This window comes from Paenarthrobacter sp. 10N417, assembly GCF_056394745.1.
In genome coordinates this window covers 39390-56997 of the sequence record NZ_JBFTIL010000008.1, presented here as the reverse complement: position 1 = coordinate 56997, position 17608 = coordinate 39390, and the positions used below count along the sequence as shown (strand labels likewise).

19 protein-coding genes, 1 pseudogene and 1 riboswitch are annotated in these 17608 nt (G+C 60.1%); of the genes and pseudogenes, 2 read left to right on the top strand and 18 right to left on the bottom strand.

Annotated features, from left to right (window positions below; genetic code table 11):
• Positions 1 to 3: 3 nt before the first annotated feature.
• The 3 genes from AC1DCM_RS12220 to AC1DCM_RS12210 all read right to left on the bottom strand — a co-directional run bounded on the left by AC1DCM_RS12220 (position 4) and on the right by AC1DCM_RS12210 (position 2774).
• Positions 4 to 351: a N,N-dimethylformamidase alpha subunit family protein gene (locus AC1DCM_RS12220; protein ID WP_476983105.1), complete on the bottom strand. Its 348-nt coding sequence runs from the start codon at positions 349 to 351 to the stop codon at positions 4 to 6.
• A gap of 369 nt (positions 352 to 720) precedes the next feature.
• On the bottom strand, positions 721 to 2127 hold the full coding sequence (locus AC1DCM_RS12215; protein WP_476983106.1) for an APC family permease: 1407 nt from the start codon (positions 2125 to 2127) through the stop codon (positions 721 to 723).
• Between the two features lie 125 nt (positions 2128 to 2252).
• A complete protein-coding gene (locus AC1DCM_RS12210) occupies positions 2253 to 2774 on the bottom strand; it encodes a hypothetical protein (protein WP_477518398.1) in 522 nt (173 codons plus the stop codon).
• Between the two features lie 1161 nt (positions 2775 to 3935).
• Here AC1DCM_RS12210 and AC1DCM_RS12205 point away from each other — a divergent pair.
• Entirely contained in the window at positions 3936 to 4934 is a 999-nt protein-coding gene (locus AC1DCM_RS12205) for a helix-turn-helix transcriptional regulator (protein WP_476983108.1), read from the top strand.
• Between the two features lie 390 nt (positions 4935 to 5324).
• Here the strand turns inward: AC1DCM_RS12205 and AC1DCM_RS12200 are convergent.
• The 14 genes and pseudogenes from AC1DCM_RS12200 to AC1DCM_RS12135 all read right to left on the bottom strand — a co-directional run.
• Positions 5325 to 6008 (bottom strand): annotated as a pseudogene (locus AC1DCM_RS12200) (magnesium chelatase domain-containing protein); the annotation flags it as partial.
• Entirely contained in the window at positions 6008 to 6373 is a 366-nt protein-coding gene (locus AC1DCM_RS12195; protein ID WP_442003962.1) for a YraN family protein, read from the bottom strand. The pseudogene AC1DCM_RS12200 and the gene AC1DCM_RS12195, both read right to left, overlap by 1 nt.
• Before the next feature lie 113 nt (positions 6374 to 6486).
• Positions 6487 to 6831: a DUF2469 domain-containing protein gene (locus tag AC1DCM_RS12190; RefSeq protein WP_216923842.1), complete on the bottom strand. Its 345-nt coding sequence runs from the start codon at positions 6829 to 6831 to the stop codon at positions 6487 to 6489.
• A gap of 68 nt (positions 6832 to 6899) precedes the next feature.
• Positions 6900 to 7610, bottom strand: coding sequence for a ribonuclease HII (locus tag AC1DCM_RS12185; protein WP_477518397.1), 711 nt, complete (start codon positions 7608 to 7610; stop codon positions 6900 to 6902).
• A 5-nt stretch (positions 7611 to 7615) separates the two neighbouring features.
• On the bottom strand, positions 7616 to 8449 hold the full coding sequence (gene lepB, locus AC1DCM_RS12180; protein WP_477518396.1) for a signal peptidase I: 834 nt from the start codon (positions 8447 to 8449) through the stop codon (positions 7616 to 7618).
• On the bottom strand, positions 8450 to 9124 hold the full coding sequence (gene lepB, locus AC1DCM_RS12175) for a signal peptidase I (protein ID WP_477518395.1): 675 nt from the start codon (positions 9122 to 9124) through the stop codon (positions 8450 to 8452).
• An 81-nt stretch (positions 9125 to 9205) separates the two neighbouring features.
• Positions 9206 to 9559 (bottom strand): 50S ribosomal protein L19, encoded by a 354-nt coding sequence (rplS, locus tag AC1DCM_RS12170; RefSeq protein ID WP_014922079.1) that lies wholly within the window; start codon positions 9557 to 9559, stop codon positions 9206 to 9208.
• 265 nt (positions 9560 to 9824) lie between these two features.
• Positions 9825 to 10634 (bottom strand): tRNA (guanosine(37)-N1)-methyltransferase TrmD, encoded by an 810-nt coding sequence (gene trmD, locus AC1DCM_RS12165; RefSeq protein WP_477518394.1) that lies wholly within the window; start codon positions 10632 to 10634, stop codon positions 9825 to 9827.
• Positions 10635 to 11189, bottom strand: coding sequence for a ribosome maturation factor RimM (gene rimM, locus AC1DCM_RS12160; protein ID WP_477518393.1), 555 nt, complete (start codon positions 11187 to 11189; stop codon positions 10635 to 10637).
• 131 nt (positions 11190 to 11320) lie between these two features.
• The gene (locus tag AC1DCM_RS12155; protein ID WP_144659985.1) at positions 11321 to 11563 is read right to left on the bottom strand and encodes an RNA-binding protein; all 243 of its coding nucleotides are present in this window, start codon (positions 11561 to 11563) and stop codon (positions 11321 to 11323) included.
• Position 11564: 1 nt separating this feature from the next.
• On the bottom strand, positions 11565 to 11984 hold the full coding sequence (rpsP, locus tag AC1DCM_RS12150; protein ID WP_017199647.1) for a 30S ribosomal protein S16: 420 nt from the start codon (positions 11982 to 11984) through the stop codon (positions 11565 to 11567).
• Positions 11985 to 12172: 188 nt separating this feature from the next.
• Positions 12173 to 12625 carry a hypothetical protein gene (locus AC1DCM_RS12145; RefSeq protein WP_477518392.1) on the bottom strand — a complete coding sequence of 151 codons (453 nt, stop codon included), beginning with the start codon at positions 12623 to 12625 and terminating at the stop codon, positions 12173 to 12175.
• A 120-nt stretch (positions 12626 to 12745) separates the two neighbouring features.
• A complete protein-coding gene (locus tag AC1DCM_RS12140; protein WP_477518391.1) occupies positions 12746 to 13618 on the bottom strand; it encodes a VOC family protein in 873 nt (290 codons plus the stop codon).
• Between the two features lie 77 nt (positions 13619 to 13695).
• Entirely contained in the window at positions 13696 to 14778 is a 1083-nt protein-coding gene (locus tag AC1DCM_RS12135; RefSeq protein WP_477518390.1) for an amidohydrolase family protein, read from the bottom strand.
• A 96-nt stretch (positions 14779 to 14874) separates the two neighbouring features.
• A riboswitch (TPP riboswitch) is annotated at positions 14875 to 14982 on the top strand.
• Here AC1DCM_RS12135 and thiC point away from each other — a divergent pair.
• Positions 14978 to 16837, top strand: a complete 1860-nt coding sequence (gene thiC, locus AC1DCM_RS12130; protein ID WP_477518389.1) for a phosphomethylpyrimidine synthase ThiC — start codon at positions 14978 to 14980, stop codon at positions 16835 to 16837. (Overlaps the previous riboswitch by 5 nt.)
• Here thiC and AC1DCM_RS12125 read toward each other — a convergent pair.
• The gene (locus AC1DCM_RS12125) at positions 16820 to 17542 is read right to left on the bottom strand and encodes an alpha/beta fold hydrolase (RefSeq protein ID WP_477518388.1); all 723 of its coding nucleotides are present in this window, start codon (positions 17540 to 17542) and stop codon (positions 16820 to 16822) included. The genes thiC and AC1DCM_RS12125 overlap by 18 nt on opposite strands.
• Positions 17543 to 17608 lie beyond the last annotated feature (66 nt).

The following is a 17608-nucleotide window of genomic DNA, read 5'->3' as shown; positions in this document are numbered from 1 at the left end:
GGTTCAGCTCTCCAAAAAGTTCTGGCGACGCAACGCGAACACTCCGCGCAGCGCGTTTTCATAGGTGTAGAAGGTTGAGGGCAGGAGAACCAGGTTTCCGGGTGCTCCTACAGTGATCCTGCCGATCCCCCACGGACCGTTGGGCCCGAGGTTCAGGATGATCTCTTTGCCGTTGATCGAGGCGTTGCCCAAGGCCCGCACGACACGCGCGGTCTTGTCGTCATGAGGTCCCAGCGGGGAGCGGTCGTACGCCGCTGCTACTTCATCGGTGAAGTCGCGGCGAAGTCGGGAGGAGAACCGCTGTTCAAAAATGCTCATAAGTTCGGATGAGCGGTCCGCGCTGGTACGCATCAGTTCGCTCCCGTTCGGCAACAATTTGTTTGGCCACTTGGTGGACTGGTCCGCGGAGTCAAGGGAGGTTCTCGCTTTCATTCTGAGGTGGGATTGCTGTGGAGCGACCAGGTGAGGGGAACTCCCCTGTCACCAGCGCTGCAGCCTTGTGTGTTCTAAGTAACTTCAACGTTATGGCGGCGCTGACGGGAAAAATATAGGCAGTTTTGCGTAGTCCAAGGACTGCCCTTTTTTCATGGGTGGAGCCAGTTCCCGTCGGGGACTTTTGGTCATGAAGCCTCAAGGCACGCCATGAAGGCACCGGGCGCTGCCGAAGCGGCAGGCCCGGTGTCTTCGCCCGTCTGAGAACGGGAGGTGTTCTCTTCCGGTCTAGACGACGTCCTCGGTTTCGAGGGTGCGGCCGGTGCGTTTGAGAATGAGCGCGACGATCGTTCCTATGACCAGCCAGGAGACGCCAATGATTTTGGCATTGATGTTGGTGCTGTAGAGGGCATATCCGAGTACGGCAATGCCAAGGATGGGCGAGATCCAGTGGATGAAGTACTTCTTGCTGGACCGGCGGATTCCAAAGTGGATGATGACGCTGATGTGCAGCAGGATGTAGGCGGTGAGGGCGCCGAAGGTGACCATAGTGACGATGAGTTCGATCTGTCCCACAGCCAGCACACCGATAACGGCGGTGAGGATCGTCACCACGATCATTGCAGCGGCAGGAACTTTGTGTTTCTGGGTGACTACAGCCAGACGTCGTGGCAGCTGCCCGTCGCGGGCCATGGCAAAGATCATCTTCGATGTCGTGGCATGGGAAACCAGCACGTTGGCGAAGAGCGCTATCAGGGCCGTGATCAGCGTGAACACGATTTTGAACCATGGCGCAACGACGATTTCGCTGATGGAGTAAAAGGCGTTGTTCATGGCATCGCCTTCGGCGAATGGTTCATTGTTCGGGACGAACAGAGCAGCGAAGTAGACCTGTGCAACGAACATTGCGATGACGAGCCAGAGGACGATCATGGTCGCTTTCGATACCGCCTTGCCGCCGCCCTTGGCTTCTTCGTTGAGCGTCGAGATAGCGTCAAAGCCGATGTAGCTGAGGGCAGCAACCGGGATGGCCGTGAACACGAGCTCCCAGGAGAAGAATTCAGGCTGGTAGAAGGGGGCGAGGCTGAACTGCGCCCGCCCTTCGGTGATCGCTATCAGGGCTCCGCCGACGAACACCACGAGCGCTGCTCCTTGAATGATCAAAAAGATCATGTTCATCCGTGCCGTGACGACGATTCCGCGGAGATTGATGAAGGCCACTACGGCGATAAAGCCGATGACCCAGATCCAGCCCGGAACTTCAGGCATGAGTGCTCCCATGGCGGACGCTGCGAGAATGCATAGCAGCGCCGGCAGGAGGAGGTAATCCAGAAGGATCGCCCATCCCGACAGAAACCCCACGAACTTCGTGGTGCCCAGGCGGACGTATGAGTACACGGACCCGGCAACGGGGTACTCCTTGGCCATTTCCTTGTAGCTGACTGCGCTGAAGACCATCGCAATACCGGCCACCAGATAAACCAGTGCGGCCATGCCGTGGGAGAAGTTGAAGATGGTGCCAAACACGGCCACGGGGGCCAGCGGCACCATGAAGATGAGCCCGTAAACAACAACGTCCGTCAGGGTCATGGTGCGATTGAGCTCTTGCTTGTAGCCAAGAGCCCCTAGTTTTTGCTGCTCGACGTCGTCAGTGCCGGCGTCACTGGCCGGGGTCGCGTGACTGTCAGTTTTCATGGGCTATCTGTGCCTCTCGGAAGAAATCTTAGCCGTGAATTCGGCTCAACGGATTCTGTAGATGGATCGTTGGGGACGAGCGATCGATGGGCGCTCAGTTTGTGATACGGCCTCGTGGGCGGAAATCAGTGGATGGTGCCTGTGCCCTCAGGAGTGAGCGCCCTAGGCTTGTGGGTGACGGCGAAAGGGACAAATTCCTCGACGTTCGTGGCCCTTAGTTGCAACGAGTAGAAACCTGCCGCCAAGCCTGCCGGGACCCGGAGAGTGATCTGCGATTTCCATCTCTCGGGGTCAGGACGTCTTTGGCGCAGGCGGATAGCACCGTAGCTCTCCGGCGATGCCCTAATGCCTCCGGTTGCGTTGCCGCGGTGTCCAGGAACGGCCCTCAGTGGGGCATTGACGCAGCGGGCGGCGAAGGATCCCACAACATCCGGAACCTCGTCGGTGTGGAGTCCGTCCTCGGAAAGTCCTTGCGAGAAGTCCCATGCTGCCACTAAGGCCGGGGCGTTCAGCCGCCGGGAGTGTAGTCCCCTCAGGTCCGTTGCCGGCGTGGACTTCGCAATCACGTATGGTGCCTCGATCGTTCCTATGAAGGATTCCTCTGCCGCCGTCCATCCTGAGATGTATTTGGCGCTGGCGCCCAGCATTAGGGGGACCTCTGGCAGGTGGGCCAGTTTGCGATGCCCAGTTATTGTCCGGCTTCCGCGACCTGCCCCACGAGGGGACTGAGTGGAGGAGGTGTAGGGCCTCTGGAAAAGGGCCGCGAGACCAGTCGTTTGGTCATATGACGCGGCAATTTCGTACCAGTTGCCAGGCTGCAGGGGCTCAGGGAGGCTGATTTCCAGCTTGGCGTGTCCATCTCCTACTAAGAGCGTCAGCCTTTGGTCACGGAGGAAGATCCCAATGCCCCTGTTCGCGGTTGTATCCCAGGCTGTCAGAACACCCTGATATGCAGCCTCTGGCACGTCTGGGCGTATCAGGGCTCCCAAGGTGACCCCGGATGCCCCACTGAGCGCATCTTCGCTACCCGGGACTTCCAGAAAAGGACGGACGCACATTGCATGGAGCCGTCGTTCGGTGTGAGCATCGATACTGCTCGTGACCGGCGTGGTTTCCAGCAACGGAATCGCCGCGTCCCCGCTGTACCTTTCAACTCGCAGTAACTGAGTTCGAAAGCTGGATGTTCCTCGGCACACGATAGTGAAGCAGATGTCCTCCAGCGGCCTGACGTTGAAGCGGTCCGCCTGCCCATGGATTTCAAGGGCGGACATTAGGGGGCTTCTCCGGGCTGGTTGCGTCGCGCGCCCCGTTTTTGCCGTTGCAGCGGCCCGACGGCATGGCCCTGCCAAGCGGGCAATTCTGCCCGCACCTGGTGTGGGGTTCAGGACGTTTTGGTTCATTGCCTGTCACTTTGCGCTCCAGCCCGGCTAGATTCCGCTAACTGCCATCTGCTGTGCCACATGCTGAGTGCCTGGCAGGCAGGTGAAAAATGGGGGTTGGACGACAGGCGCGAATGGGACGACGAGCCACTGGCCGCCGTACAGTTCGACATACGAATCGGAAGGGCACTTTGAGTAGGCTTCTTCGCGAGTCATCTCGTTCTCCTTTGACTTGGGGTGACGCTCTTCACTCCGTGTAATCAAGCCTAGGAATCTAGGCGTCCCCGCGACATCGGTATTTGTACGTACGCGCTAGCGGCTTCAGTGGTTCCGGGGTGCTTAGGCACATCGAAGGGCTATAAAGAGAGAGGGGGCCTATAATTAAGCCTCAAACCCGGAGGACAGGATCCTCCTGTCTTGGAGGCCTTCATGGTCAGCGGAAAGTCCCAAATTCTGCTTAAGGCGGCTTTTGCTGCCGGCGCAGCCCAATACCAGCGCGATGGAGCACTCGAGATACTGCACGTTCTGGCCGACGGCACCAGGCATGACGCGGCAGCCCTGATTTTCTGGAACCGTGCCTTGTCCAAACATGACGTGCTGGCCAACGATGGCTATCAGCCGGAAACTCTCACCGCGCTGGGTGACCCTTACGCTGCAACAAAGGTCCATCGAAGCCTGCTTAAGCTGCACCAACCGTTACGCATTGATGATCTGAAGTACGACTACCGTGCAACGCAGCTGTACCAAACGGCGCTGGCGCCCGCAGGTTTCGCGGATGGCATGAGCACCTGCCTGATCTCTGACGACGGCCAGTACGCGGGAATGCTCCACCTTTCCGCCTCCCATTTTCACAACTTCGATGATGATGCCCGTGACCTTATCGGCGCGCTGTCCCCGATCGTCGCTGAGCTGTGCCGGAGGCAATCTTCCGGATATCCAATTCTGCGACTTCGCGAAGACTGCAGGGCAGCGCTCTTTGATGGACAGGATGCGCCCATGCCCGTGATTTCCCGGGAGATGAGCGGCGTCGTATTTGAACCCCATTTCAAAGACTTCATTTCGCGCTTCCTGGCCGGGGCGGCGGCCTCCGTATCCGGGCTTTGGACCTCGGAGAACGCGACGGTAGCACTGGAGATCACCCGAACTGCCGGGGTTTCATCGGGTCGAGGGGACGTCGCTTTGATCGTTGAGACTCCCCTGGAACTTCCCTTTGGGCTGACAGCACGTGAAGCCGAGGTCACCGATCGGATTGCAAGGGGGCGCTCGAACCAACAGATCGCATCTGAACTCGGCATTTCCATCCGCACCGTCACAACTCACGTGGAGAACATTCTCGTGAAGATGGCTCAGGAATCACGCTCAGGTGTCGCTGCGGTGGCCATCAGCGCGGGCCTTCGGAGACTCGACACTCACGGAACTCACCTCTGAGAATAATCTCCATCATCGCATCACCGGGGTCCTGTCACAATGGAGTCCATTTCTTTCTTTCCTGGCAAGGTCACTAGTGGGTCTGGAACTCAACCTGACACCTGGGGGCGAAGACCTTCTCCCCTTGGAGCGCACCGCCCACCTCTGAACCACTTCCGCCGTAACCCTGGCCCCGTGGCGCGGCTAACTCGGGACTACGGAGCCCGGTCGTCCTAGAGGCATTCGGGGTCCATGCAGTCGTGCGGAAGAACGGGAAGTGGCCGCCGATGGAGTTCAGGACATATGAGGGAAGTAGCTCGGCCAGGCCGGGCAGGCGCTACTTCCGCGCGCATGTTTGCGGCAAGTCTGCCATCGCTCGGATGCCTCACGCATACACTGTTTAGAACACAGACCCGGTGGACCGGTCAGGAGCATATGGTGGCTGCCTGCAGCTGCGACTTCCAGCGCGCGCCGAGCCTCTGATTGCCCCGAAACGTCGGAAAGATCAGGCACGATGCCCACTGCGTCATCATTTTCATCTCCGGGATCACCCGCGGGCGGGTCGTAGTCCAGGGCGAGTTCTTTGGGGTCGGCACCGAAGTCGTAGGCAAGCCGGGCGAGAGTCCGGTATCCCCTGACATGAGCACCCGGTACCAACGTTGCCTCGGCGACGTTTGCCTCGGCGACGACGATCTCCGGGTACCCCGCCTGAACGGCAGCCATCACGGCTGGGAGGATGCCCCTCACCGGACGGAGCCGGCCGTCCAAACCCAGCTCAGCAATGAAGACTGTTCCATCGATCGAACGAATATCCTCCGCAGCACGGAGAACAGCCATGGTGATGGCAAGGTCAAAGCCCGAACCACGTTTGGGCAAGGATGCTGGAATGAGATTGGCTGTGATCTTCCTCCGGCTCAGAGGAATTCCCGAGTTTTGTGCCGCGGACCGAATTCGTTCTTTGGCTTCATTAAGGGCGGCATCGGGTAGCCCCAGAATCACGAATGCGGGGAGGGTTTGGCCGATATCGGCTTCTACCTCGACGATGTAGCCATTGAGTCCAACCAGGGCAATGCAGTAGCTGCGCCCAACCCCCATCAGCCAACACCCCTCAGGTGTTCCAGTTGGGGATCCCCAATGCCGTCGTGGATGACCGAGACCACATCAATGCGTCTTCGTGGAGCATTCACTTCATGTTCCCGGCACCACGATGAAGCGAGCCGATGCAGGCGTCCCAGCTTGGCCGGACCTACTGCCTCAAAGGGATGTCCATAGTCCAGGCTGCTGCGGGTCTTTACCTCCGCCACCACCAGGGTGTCACCCTCAAGTGCCACGATGTCGATTTCACCATCGGCGCACCGCCAATTGCGATCGACAATACGCATGCCCTGGTCTTCCAGGAATCCTGCCGCCAACGCCTCGCCGTTACGGCCAAGAATGTCTTTTGCTCTCATGAGCATCACCTCCGCTATCCAGCTTTGACGCTGGCAGCGGCTCGTGACAGACGGCCCTGATGCTATGTGGGTAAACCCGTTACATCAGCCTTGTGGAGGAAGAGTACCCGCGGCTGCAGGTGCTAGTTACCGAGGTCTCCCAGATCCCCGAGGCCACCATCTTTGGGCAACGCAAGATCTTCATTTCGTGGAAGTTCCTCGACGTTGACGTCCTTGAAGGTAATGACCCGGACATTTTTCACGAAGCGGGCTGAACGATAAACATCCCAAACCCAGGCATCCTGCAGGGTCAGATCAAAATAGACTTCGCCGTCTGCGCTGCGGGCTTGTAAATCAACATGGTTGGCCAGGTAGAAACGCCGCTCAGTTTCGACAACGTAGCTGAACAAACCGACAACGTCCCGGTATTCACGGTAGAGCTGAAGCTCCATGTCGGTTTCATAGTTCTCAAGGTCCTCGGCGCTCATAGTTCCATCTTGCACCATCTGCCGCGCACCGGACGCCATCCGCAGGACAGACGCTGCCAAGCAGGCTGTTAGACCACGTCCGGCCCAGTTAGGTTCCAGCTCGTCCGGTGATAGGCACTGGGTCCCTGCAGCCTGATCACGTCGCGATGCGCTGCTGTGGCGTAACCCTTGTTTTCGTTCCAGCCGTAGGCCGGTACTTCAGCGTGGAGATCAACCATGATTCGATCGCGGGCTACTTTTGCCAAAACACTGGCGGCGGCCACGCTGAGACAGCTCATATCCGCTTTTACCTTTGTGTGCACCGGCGCTTCACACCAGGGCCCCGTGTTCGCGGTATCGAACAACGAAGCTTGAACTTCCGGAGAAAGCCAGTTGTGGCTGCCGTCCAACAACACGACGTCAGGCGTGATGCCACCGGCCAGAATCTCAAACCAGGCCCGTGTTCCCGCCAGGCGCAGGGCGGCTATGATGCCGACGTCATCGATTTCCCGGGCGGAGGCATGTCCAACTGCGGATGCTACGGCCCAGTCACGGACCAAAGGCTCCAACCTGTCACGGTCCTCGGGCTTGAGCAACTTGCTGTCCCGCACATCCGCCAGCAGGGCATGATCCGCGAGGTTGACCACGGCGATTCCCACACTGACGGGGCCAGCCAGCGCGCCCCTGCCGACCTCGTCCACGCCGGCCAGCAAACGCACCCCGGAAGACAGGAAGGAACGCTCGACGTCCAGGGTCGGAACTTCGGTTGGTGTCTTGGTTTTCAGCCGGGTGCTTGCCATGGCCGTTACTTTCCTGACGTGCCCGCAGGAACGTTCTTGAAGACATCCGGGTAATTGTCCAGCACCGTCCACCGGTTGACGGGCCAGGCTATGACCGTGGCTTTGCCTTCAACGTCCTCGATATTAATGAAACCACCATTGACTTCCTGGTGCGCGCGGGAATCGGCCGAGTGATTGCGATTGTCTCCCATGACCCAGACCTTGCCCTCTGGAACGATGATGTCGAACGGGTTGGGCTGTGGCACTTCCGTGGGGTTGATGTACGTTTCGTCCACCGGGGTGCCATTGATGCTGACTCGACCCTGCGCGTCACAACAGGAAACGTGATCACCCGGAAGCCCAATCACGCGCTTGACCAGGTGCTGCTCGTTGTCGTCAGCGGCCAACCCAACGAATTCCAAAGTGTCGCCTACCCAATCAAGGGGGCCTGCCGGTTTTTTCAGAACCGCCGGAAGCCAACCTTGCGAATCCTTGAAGACCACTACGTCGCCCCGTTCCAAGGCGAAGGGCTCCGGCACCAGCAGATTGATGAAGATGCGGTCATTGACGTCCAAGGTGCTTTCCATGGATTCAGAAGGAATGTAGAACGCCCGGAAAAGGAACGTCTTGATAAGGAAGGAGAGCACTACGGCAATGGCCACGACTGTGACGATTTCCTTCAGCCATCCCAGGGCAGGGTTCCTGCGGGGCTTCTCGGCCTCGTCGGTTTTGTTGCCGGCATCGGCGGCAGCGTCGGCGACCGGGCTGGGCTCAGCCACTCCAGCGACGCCACCCGTTCCGTCCGAGAGCCGCGCGTCGTCGTCGTGTCGCTCGGGATTCTCGGGAACTTTGTCCGGCATTTATTGTCCGTTCTTCGATGGTTCGGCCTGCACGGAGCGAGGCACCTCTGCAAATCTATCAAGGGGCCAGATGATCTGGACTGGTCTGCCGATCACCCGGTCAAACGGGACCATTCCCCCGCCGGGTGCTCCCAGCAATCCGCGGGAATCAGCAGAGCGGGATCGGTGGTCGCCCATCAGCCAGAGCCGGTCCTCGGGGACCACGACGTCGAACTTCTGTTTGCTGGGTTCGTCCCCGGGGTACACATAGGGTTCCTCAAGTACCTGACCGTTCACTGTGAGGCGCCCCTCGGAGGAACAGCACTGAACGTGGTCACCCGGAACCCCAATGACACGCTTCACGTATGTTGTATCGCTCCCAGTGAGCCCGAACCATTGGCCCGCCGCTGCAATCGCGTCGACAAGAGGACCCTTACCGCTGCTGAGCGGGGCGAATGATCCACGCCCATCAAAGACAACCACGTCTCCACGCTGGATGGGCTCTGAGGTGAATGCCGTCCGCGAAACCAGGATCCTGTCCCCAGTGCCAAGCAACGGCTCCATGGACTCAGAGGGAATGTAGTAGACGTCGATCCACAAGGAGCGAACCAGTCCGCTGATGGCTACGGCAAGGACCAATGCCAGCAAAACAAAACGCCAGCCCTGTTTCCGGGGCTGGCGTTCTGATGTGTCCATGACTCGTATCCCTGTTGCGTTGCGGATTGCTCCGGAACGAACCGGGCACGAATCCTGGACCCGTTACGTAAGTCGCTGGACTTACTTGGCGAAGTCGCGCTTTTCCTTGATCTTCGCTGCCTTACCGCGCAGTGCGCGCATGTAGTAAAGCTTGGCGCGGCGGACGTCACCCTTGGTGACGACCTCGATCTTGTCGATGATCGGGGAGTGTACCGGGAAGGTACGCTCTACGCCGACACCGAAGGAAACCTTGCGTACGGTGAAGGTTTCGCGAACGCCGTCACCCTGGCGGCCCAGGACGAAGCCCTGGAATACCTGGACACGGGAGTTCTTGCCTTCGATGATGTTGACGTGAACCTTGAGGGTGTCACCCGCGCGGAACTCGGGAACATCGTTACGCAGCGAGGCTGCATCTACGCTATCGAGGATATGCATTAATCCACTCCTGGTGAACGCCACAGGTCATCCACTTTGGGTTACGACAGACAAGCCCGCGGCACAAAGCCAACCGGAAATCTCCGCCGAAGTTTCTTGGTGTCCGGTTCCACCACTGATTGGCGGCACCGGGTTGTCCGGCTGTTGGCTTCGCTCCCCCTGTGGCAGGTGCTGGCCCAGCAGACACAAGGGTTAATTCTGCCACATGCCGCAGCATCCGACCAACTATGCGGACTCGCAACGCCCGACGGCGGCCAGCGGGGTACTACAGTCGCGTCGGTGACGTGTTGCTTTCCGTGCGGCGGCGCAGGCGACCATCCACGACGTCGTAACCCAGGTCCGCGAGTGCGTTGCGGTCCGCGCGACTCAACTGACCGGCGTCGAAGTGTTCAAGGAGATCCGGACGGCGCTCGGCAGTGCGGCGGAACTGTTCATGGCGCCGCCACTGCGCTATCTTCCCGTGATTGCCGCTCAGCAGGACTGGAGGAACCTCGTGCTCCCGCCATGAGGATGGCTTGGTATATACCGGATACTCCAGGAGGCCGTCCGAATGTGATTCTTCCACGAGGGATTCCGGGTTGCCCACCACGCCTGGAAGCAAACGGCCGATTGCTTCAACCATGGCAAGGACAGCAACTTCGCCGCCATTGAGAACGTAGTCGCCAAGGCTGACAGGCCTCACTGTGAAGTGCCCTTGCGCCCAGTCGATGACGCGCTCATCGATTCCCTCGTACCGACCGCAGGCAAAGACCAGCTGTTCCTCTTCGGCGAGCTCGTAGGCAAGGGCCTGGGTAAACCTCTCTCCTGCCGGCGACGGGACAATCAGGACAGGTTTGGTGCCCTCACCAGGCCCGGCAACGGATTCGAGCGCCTGTGCCCACGGCTCTGGCTTCATGACCATGCCCGCGCCGCCCCCATAAGGAGTGTCGTCCACGGTCCGGTGCTTGTCAGTGGTGAACGTCCGGAGGTCGTGGACGTTAAGTTCCAGGAGCCCATCCTGGCGGGCCTTGCCTATCAGCGAAAGTTCAAGCGGGGCAAGGTACTCAGGGAAGATGCTGACGACATCGATCCTCATTCAGGCATCATCCCCGGCGCCGTCCTTGGACTCCTCAGCCGTGTCATCGTTGATTTCGAAGAGACCGGCAGGCGGAGTGATGAGAATGAACCCGTCCTCGATGTTGACCTCAGGCACGATTTCATCGACGAAGGGAACCAGAATTTCCTTCCCTTCCTCCGTCTTGACCGTCAACAGGTCCTGAACCGGCAGTGTGGTCAGCGCGGCCACCTTGCCCACAACCTGTGAGCCAACCCGCGCCTCCAGCCCAACGAGTTCGTGCTCATACCAGCCTTCCTCGTCGTCTTCGTCATCGAGTTCTTCGGTTTCGATGAAAAGCTTCGCACCGCGGATGGCCTCAGCGGCGTTGCGGTCCGCGATCTCTTCAAAACCCAGCAGCAGGATGTCTTTGTTCCATCTCGCGCTGCGGATAGTCAGCGGGCCAGCAGAGGCCGGCTCCACGACGAACTCGGTTCCGGCGACAAAGCGCTCGGAGGGGGCATCGGTGAGTACTTGCACCGTCACCTCGCCGCGTATGCCATGGGGTTTGCCGATCCGGGCCACCTGGAGCTGCATGGGTTCCTCTGAATTCTCGTTGTGCCCGCGCTGCCAGGCAGCAACGGAAGTGAAATGATCGATAAAGCAATCCGGCCCCTCCACCATATTCGGTGAAGGGGCCGGATCTAAGACAAGTATTGCTGAGCGCGTTATCGGCGACGATCGGTGTCGACGACGTCGACCCTGACCTGCTCGCCACCTGCCAAGGCTGCAACCACAGTGCGCAATGCACGTGCGGTGCGTCCCTGACGGCCGATCACCCGGCCGAGGTCCTCCTGGTGAACACGCACCTCAAGGGATTCCCCGCGGCGGTTGTTCCTGGCACTGACCTTCACATCCTCAGGGCTGTCAACGATCCCACGGACCAAGTGCTCGAGCGCTTCTGCCAGCAATTTACTCAGCCTCGGTGGTCTCTGCTTCAGCCTCGGCCGGAGCTTCGGCTTCGTCCTTCTTGGCCTTCTTGGTGATGGCTTCCGGAATGATGACGGAACCCTTCTCCGGGGCTACGAAGGCTTCCTTCGGAGCTTTGGTCTTCAGGGTGCCTTCCTGGCCCGGCAGGCCCTTGAACTTCTGCCAGTCACCGGTGATCTTGAGGATCGCGGCAACCTGCTCGGTCGGCTGGGCGCCAACGGAAAGCCAGTACTGGGCGCGCTCGGAAGCGACCTCGATGTACGACGGCTCTTCGGTGGGGTGGTACTTGCCGATTTCTTCAATGGCACGGCCATCGCGCTTGGCGCGGGCATCCATGACGACGATGCGGTAGTACGGTGCGCGCATCTTACCGAAGCGCTTAAGGCGAATCTTTACGGCCACTTTTGTGGTCACTCCTGTTTCTGAAACGGGGTTGAACCCGACGTTCTGCACCCGTGGGGCGGGCCATACTAAGGGGTTCCAAAGGACAAGATTTGGGCACGGAGAGAGGGGCCGCGCCAATCAAGTACCTGACCATTGTGCCAGATGCCGGAAGTAATTACGACTTTCGCCACTCCCGGACCCAACGGTCAGACAGACCAGACGTAGAGCCCTGACCGCTCCGCCTGTTCCACGTCAGTGGCCAAGGAGGCCAACTGCTGCACGTATTGACGCGATTCGTCCGCGCCAAAAGGCATGTCGTCCTGAGCTGCCCACGCCGCAGCGACGTCGTCAAGAACGTTCCCGTCGCCTTCGCTTTCATACGTCAGCAGCTCGGCAAGCGCCCTCACCATCGCTTCCGGAACGCCAAGGAGGGCGTCGCTGGTGACATCCACCAGCGCCAGCTCATAGTCTGCACCGGCAGCGTGGACGGCTTTGCCCGCAAGGTCCCCCAGTTGCTCGACCTCAAAGTCGGTGATGCCATCGATCCTGACGGCGGGTCCGGTGACGTCAGCGCCCCGATCCAAGGCAGCTGCCCTCTTGAGTGCTTCATCGTGGGTGGCTACAAAAATTTCGGCAAAGCCCATGGAGAGTGCTCTCATTCGTTCGTGCTGACGGGGCGGCGGCAACGGCCCAGGGGCGAATACCGTCAATGCCCAGCCTAGTGCAGTCCCGGCCCCTGCATTCGGAAGCCAGCGCGAGGGCGCTTCCCGCCAGGGTGCTTAGCGCACTGCCACGCGCAGCTTGTTGCGCCAAGGGTCTTCGAACTGCAACTCCAGGCCCGTATGGCGGTTCGCCACGGACGCAACTTTCAGCCGGTCAGCCAGTGCGGCGACGTCATCGGCAGTCGGAACTTCGATCAGGACCTCGCCCAGGCCCAGGGTATCCCTGCGGGGCCCGGCCCCGCGGCTGTTCCACACGTTCATCGCCATGTGGTGGTGGTAGCCGCCCGCAGAAACAAACAACGCCTGCCCGTGCCAGCCCGCAGTCCTCTCAAAACCCAGGGTGTCCACATAAAAATCCTGGGCAGTCTGCACGTCGCCTACCTGAAGGTGCACGTGCCCGACGCCGGCAGCGGCTTTCCGCTGGCCAGTCACGGCAGCCTCACTCAAGTGTTGCTGGAGGAAACGCTGGGGCGGCAAGGCAACATTGTCCATCACCACATTCTTGCCATCCCACTGCCAGACATCGCGCGGCTTGTCGTAATAGAGCTCAATGCCGTTGCCTTCCGGATCCGTGAAGTAGAACGCTTCGCTCACCAAATGGTCGGCACTGCCCACAAAAGCGCGCGGCTCATACTCTGCGGCCGTGGCGATGGTGGCCGCCAGGGAAGGCTGGTCCTGGAACAGGATGGCTGTATGGAAAAGCCCGGCTTCCCCACGGCCTGGAATCTGCAGGCCGGCAGCGGGAGCGAGATGGACTACTGGCTTACCCAGACGCCCCAGGTACAGTCCACCATCCTGCTCGGCCACGGTCTCCAAACCCAGGGCACGCTGATAGTAGTCAGTCATTACCCTCATATCGCCGACCTTGAGCATGACGGTGCCCATGCTGAGTTCGGCAGGAAGGAGGTCCTGGCTGGATGTCGTCGTCATGTGAAGCTCCCGGTTCATAGATGGCCGCCTTTCGGCACGTTCTACTTATCTAAATTACTTGAAGCTTCAATTTATTCCTAGCTGACGGGCTTGCCGCGCAGGACTACATGTTTCAGGCTCGCCACAGTTGCGAGGTTCTTCCTCGGATCATCCCGGCAAAGCACGACGTCGGCACTTGCCCCTTCGCTGAGGCCCTCGGCTCCCAGCCACTTCCGTGCGCCCCACGTGGCGGCGTCCAGGACGGCGGTGGGCGGCAGGCCGGCGTCGTAAAGTTCCTTCATTTCGTCAGCGATCCTGCCGTGCTTGATCACGCTCCCTGCATCCGTTCCCGCAAAGATGCCCACACCGGCTTCAAAGGCCTCCAGCACCCTTTCACGGCGTCGTTCCCAAAGACGGGTCATGTGCTCGGCATAGACCGGAAATTTAGGCGCGGCCTGGGCTGCGATATCCGGAAAAGTAGCGATGTTAATCAAGGTAGGAACGATCGGGACAGACTGCTCCACAAGACGGGGAATATGCCGGGGCAAGAGTCCTGTGGCGTGTTCAATGCAGTCAATCCCGGCGTCGAGCATGTCATCAATGGTGTCTTCAGCGAAGCAGTGGGCCGTCACCCTGGCCCCTTCGTCGTGGGCGGCCGCAATCGCATCCCGCACGACGTTCCGAGGGAAGGAAACCGAGAGGTCGCCCGTCCCGCGATCGATCCAATCGCCCACGAGTTTCACCCAACCGTCCCCGTCCCGGGCTTCCTTGCGGGCTGTCTCCACGAGTTCGTCCGGCTCCACTTCGTGGCCCAAACCACGCAGGTAACGCCGGCTCCGGGCGATGTGGCGTCCGGCGCGAAGAAGCCGTGGGAGATCCTCCCGGCGCTGAACCCAACGCGTATCGCTTGGCGAGCCGGCGTCACGGATCAACAACGTGCCGGCTTTCAGATCGGCCTGCGCTTGGGCAAGAGTTGTCTGCTCATCAACCGCCCCGCCGACCCCAAGTCCAATGTGGCAATGGGCGTCCACAAAACCAGGAAGGACCCACCCATCCAGCACGGAATCCGGCGCAGCGACTGGACGTTCGAACGTGAGTTTGCCATCAACGGACCACAGCCCGTGCCGTTGATCGTCGCCTGCCACAAGCACTGGACCGGTGAATTCGATGATGTAGGCCATGCCAAAAGACTAATCTGCCGATATGCCACAAACCTCCCGGATGAGTAAGCGCTACGACGATGACTGTGTCCCCGATCAGAGCTGTGGTAGCTTCGTCTACGACCACACGGGGGCCCCTGCAGGGGCTGAGATCGGACTGAAGCAGTCTGCGACCGTTGAACCTGTCCGGGTAATGCCGGCGAAGGAAGTGAGTAATCCTTTGAGCACCACCGAAACACAGCACAGCCCTGCCGAAAACCAGGCCAACATCAGCGAAAAGACGACGGAAACCGTCACACAGTCGCTGAAATCCCATTCGTTGGCTTGGCTGGAAGACCGCGCCCATGGCATCCGGGTCCCCGTCACGGAGATTGCACTGGAGCCCTCTCCCAACGGTGAGGCGAACGAGCCACTGCAGGTGTACCGAACTGCCGGACCGGGCAGTGACCCCGTGGTGGGCCTTGAACCGTTCCGAACCGGATGGATCGAAGCTCGAGGAGATACCGAGGCATACTCCGGACGGGAGAGGAACTTGCTCGACGACGGCAAATCAGCCGTACGCCGCGGCGCAGCATCCCAGGAATGGAAGGGAACGCAACCGGTGCCCCGCCGCGCCGTCGAAGGTAAGACCGTCACCCAGATGCACTATGCCAAACAAGGCATCGTCACGCCGGAAATGCAGTTTGTGGCGCTGAGGGAGAACTGCGACGTTGAGCTGGTCCGCAGCGAAGTGGCTGCCGGGCGCGCCATCATCCCCAACAACATCAACCACCCCGAGTCCGAGCCCATGATCATTGGCAAGGCCTTCCTGGTCAAGATCAACGCCAACATCGGAAACTCGGCCGTCACCAGTTCCATCGCCGAGGAAGTTGACAAGCTGCAATGGGCAACCCAGTGGGGTGCCGATACCGTCATGGACCTCTCCACCGGAGACGACATCCATACAACCCGCGAATGGATCATCCGCAACTCCCCCGTTCCGATCGGCACCGTGCCCATCTACCAGGCCCTGGAGAAGGTCAACGGCGAAGCCAACAAACTCACGTGGGAAATCTTCCGGGACACCGTAATAGAGCAGTGTGAACAAGGCGTTGACTACATGACCATCCACGCCGGGGTGCTCCTGCGCTACGTGCCCTTGACGGCAAACCGTGTGACAGGCATCGTCTCCCGTGGCGGCTCGATCATGGCCGGGTGGTGCTTGGCGCACCACGAGGAGAACTTCCTCTACACGCATTTTGATGAGCTCTGTGAAATCTTCGCCAAGTACGACGTCGCATTCTCCCTGGGCGACGGATTGCGCCCCGGTGCCACGGCTGACGCCAACGACGCCGCGCAGTTCGCCGAGCTCGATACGCTTGCAGAGCTGACCCAGCGGGCTTGGGAATTCGATGTGCAGGTGATGGTTGAAGGACCCGGACACATTCCCTTCCACTTGGTCCGCGAGAACGTGGAGCGCCAACAGGAACTGTGCAAAGGTGCCCCCTTCTACACCTTGGGACCGCTGGTCACGGACGTCGCTCCTGGCTATGACCACATCACCTCGGCCATCGGCGCAACGGAAATTGCACGGTACGGCACGGCCATGCTCTGCTACGTAACGCCCAAGGAACACCTGGGACTGCCGAACAAGGATGATGTGAAGACCGGTGTGATCACGTACAAGATCGCAGCGCACGCAGCGGACCTCGCCAAGGGACACCCGGGCGCAAACGAACGCGACGACGCTTTGTCCAAGGCCAGGTTCGAGTTCCGTTGGCGGGACCAGTTCGCGTTGTCCCTGGACCCTGTCACCGCCGAAGCCTTCCACGACGAAACACTTCCGGCCGAACCTGCCAAGACGGCGCACTTCTGCTCGATGTGCGGACCCAAATTCTGCTCGATGCGCATCAGCCAAGACATCAGGGACGAGTTCGGTTCCGCCGACGCGCAGGCCGCCATTGCAGGGATATACGACGGCATGCGGGAAAAGAGCGAAGAATTCCTGGCGTCGGGCGGCAAGGTGTACCTGCCGGAGCTGCAGCTTCCCACTACCCGGATGTCCTCCACCAAGAGGGCAGCGTCAGGAAACCTTAACTGACCTCGTCCGGACAATATCGGCTACGAAAGAGCGAATAATCCGGTCTCCATCCACCGAGTCCTGGGGCCGGTGCCCTCCCGCTGCTACGCGTCTGAGGGCACCGGTGTCCTCCAGGTACCCGGCGATTTCTTCGTACAGTGGCTCCCACCCGCCTGTCAGGACAAGGGTAGGAACGCCAGGAACAATGTGCAGGGGCGCCTCCCAAGGAGGCGCCTGGAGCCGGAGGCGACGTGCGGAACGGCGCGCTTCGGGCGTGTCAAGGCCGCTGGCTTCGGCCGAAAATGCACGCCTGAAATATTCGCGTTCGTAGTCGGCGTCCTTAAGCTGCTTCCGCACGTCAAACAGCGGCTCCATGAGCGAACGATGGAATGTCGTGGCAGGCAGCTCGGCCGTCAAGGATAAACAAGCCGGTTCAACAAGTGTCAGCGAGTGCACAAGGTCGGGGCGTTCAACTGCTGCCAGCATGGCGGAGATTGCGCCTTGCTCATGCGCCACCACATGGCCTCCACCAGAATCCACCAGCGAAGCCACTACGATGCCTACATCCGCAGCGACGTCGGATTCCAACGGTTCAGCCACTGGATCAAAGCCGTGCCGGCGGAGGAAAAGTGCGTCATACGACAGGGCCATACCGTGCTGCTTGGGCCATGCCGAGGCGCCAAAGCTCCCCAGTCCGTGGACGAAGACTACGCGCTGCTTGTGCATGGATTCACCCTAGTCCAGAGCTCTGACATCCCAGCCAAAAAGCAGTTGGCGCCGTTATGGACATTC

What these genes read in the sequence shown, in the direction of transcription:
- rplS (WP_014922079.1), bottom strand. Translation starts at nt 9,559, where the DNA reads ATGCATATCCTCGATAGCGTAGATGCAGCCTCGCTGCGTAACGATGTT.
- AC1DCM_RS12135 (WP_477518390.1), bottom strand. Translation starts at nt 14,778, where the DNA reads ATGGCCTACATCATCGAATTCACCGGTCCAGTGCTTGTGGCAGGCGAC.
- AC1DCM_RS12205 (WP_476983108.1), top strand. Translation starts at nt 3,936, where the DNA reads ATGGTCAGCGGAAAGTCCCAAATTCTGCTTAAGGCGGCTTTTGCTGCC.
- trmD (WP_477518394.1), bottom strand. Translation starts at nt 10,634, where the DNA reads ATGAGGATCGATGTCGTCAGCATCTTCCCTGAGTACCTTGCCCCGCTT.
- AC1DCM_RS12210 (WP_477518398.1), bottom strand. Translation starts at nt 2,774, where the DNA reads ATGCTGGGCGCCAGCGCCAAATACATCTCAGGATGGACGGCGGCAGAG.
- AC1DCM_RS12140 (WP_477518391.1), bottom strand. Translation starts at nt 13,618, where the DNA reads ATGACGACGACATCCAGCCAGGACCTCCTTCCTGCCGAACTCAGCATG.
- AC1DCM_RS12145 (WP_477518392.1), bottom strand. Translation starts at nt 12,625, where the DNA reads ATGAGAGCACTCTCCATGGGCTTTGCCGAAATTTTTGTAGCCACCCAC.
- lepB (WP_477518396.1), bottom strand. Translation starts at nt 8,449, where the DNA reads ATGCCGGACAAAGTTCCCGAGAATCCCGAGCGACACGACGACGACGCG.
- rimM (WP_477518393.1), bottom strand. Translation starts at nt 11,189, where the DNA reads ATGCAGCTCCAGGTGGCCCGGATCGGCAAACCCCATGGCATACGCGGC.
- lepB (WP_477518395.1), bottom strand. Translation starts at nt 9,124, where the DNA reads ATGGACACATCAGAACGCCAGCCCCGGAAACAGGGCTGGCGTTTTGTT.
- AC1DCM_RS12215 (WP_476983106.1), bottom strand. Translation starts at nt 2,127, where the DNA reads ATGAAAACTGACAGTCACGCGACCCCGGCCAGTGACGCCGGCACTGAC.
- AC1DCM_RS12125 (WP_477518388.1), bottom strand. Translation starts at nt 17,542, where the DNA reads ATGCACAAGCAGCGCGTAGTCTTCGTCCACGGACTGGGGAGCTTTGGC.
- AC1DCM_RS12185 (WP_477518397.1), bottom strand. Translation starts at nt 7,610, where the DNA reads ATGGCAAGCACCCGGCTGAAAACCAAGACACCAACCGAAGTTCCGACC.
- AC1DCM_RS12220 (WP_476983105.1), bottom strand. Translation starts at nt 351, where the DNA reads ATGCGTACCAGCGCGGACCGCTCATCCGAACTTATGAGCATTTTTGAA.
- AC1DCM_RS12190 (WP_216923842.1), bottom strand. Translation starts at nt 6,831, where the DNA reads ATGAGCGCCGAGGACCTTGAGAACTATGAAACCGACATGGAGCTTCAG.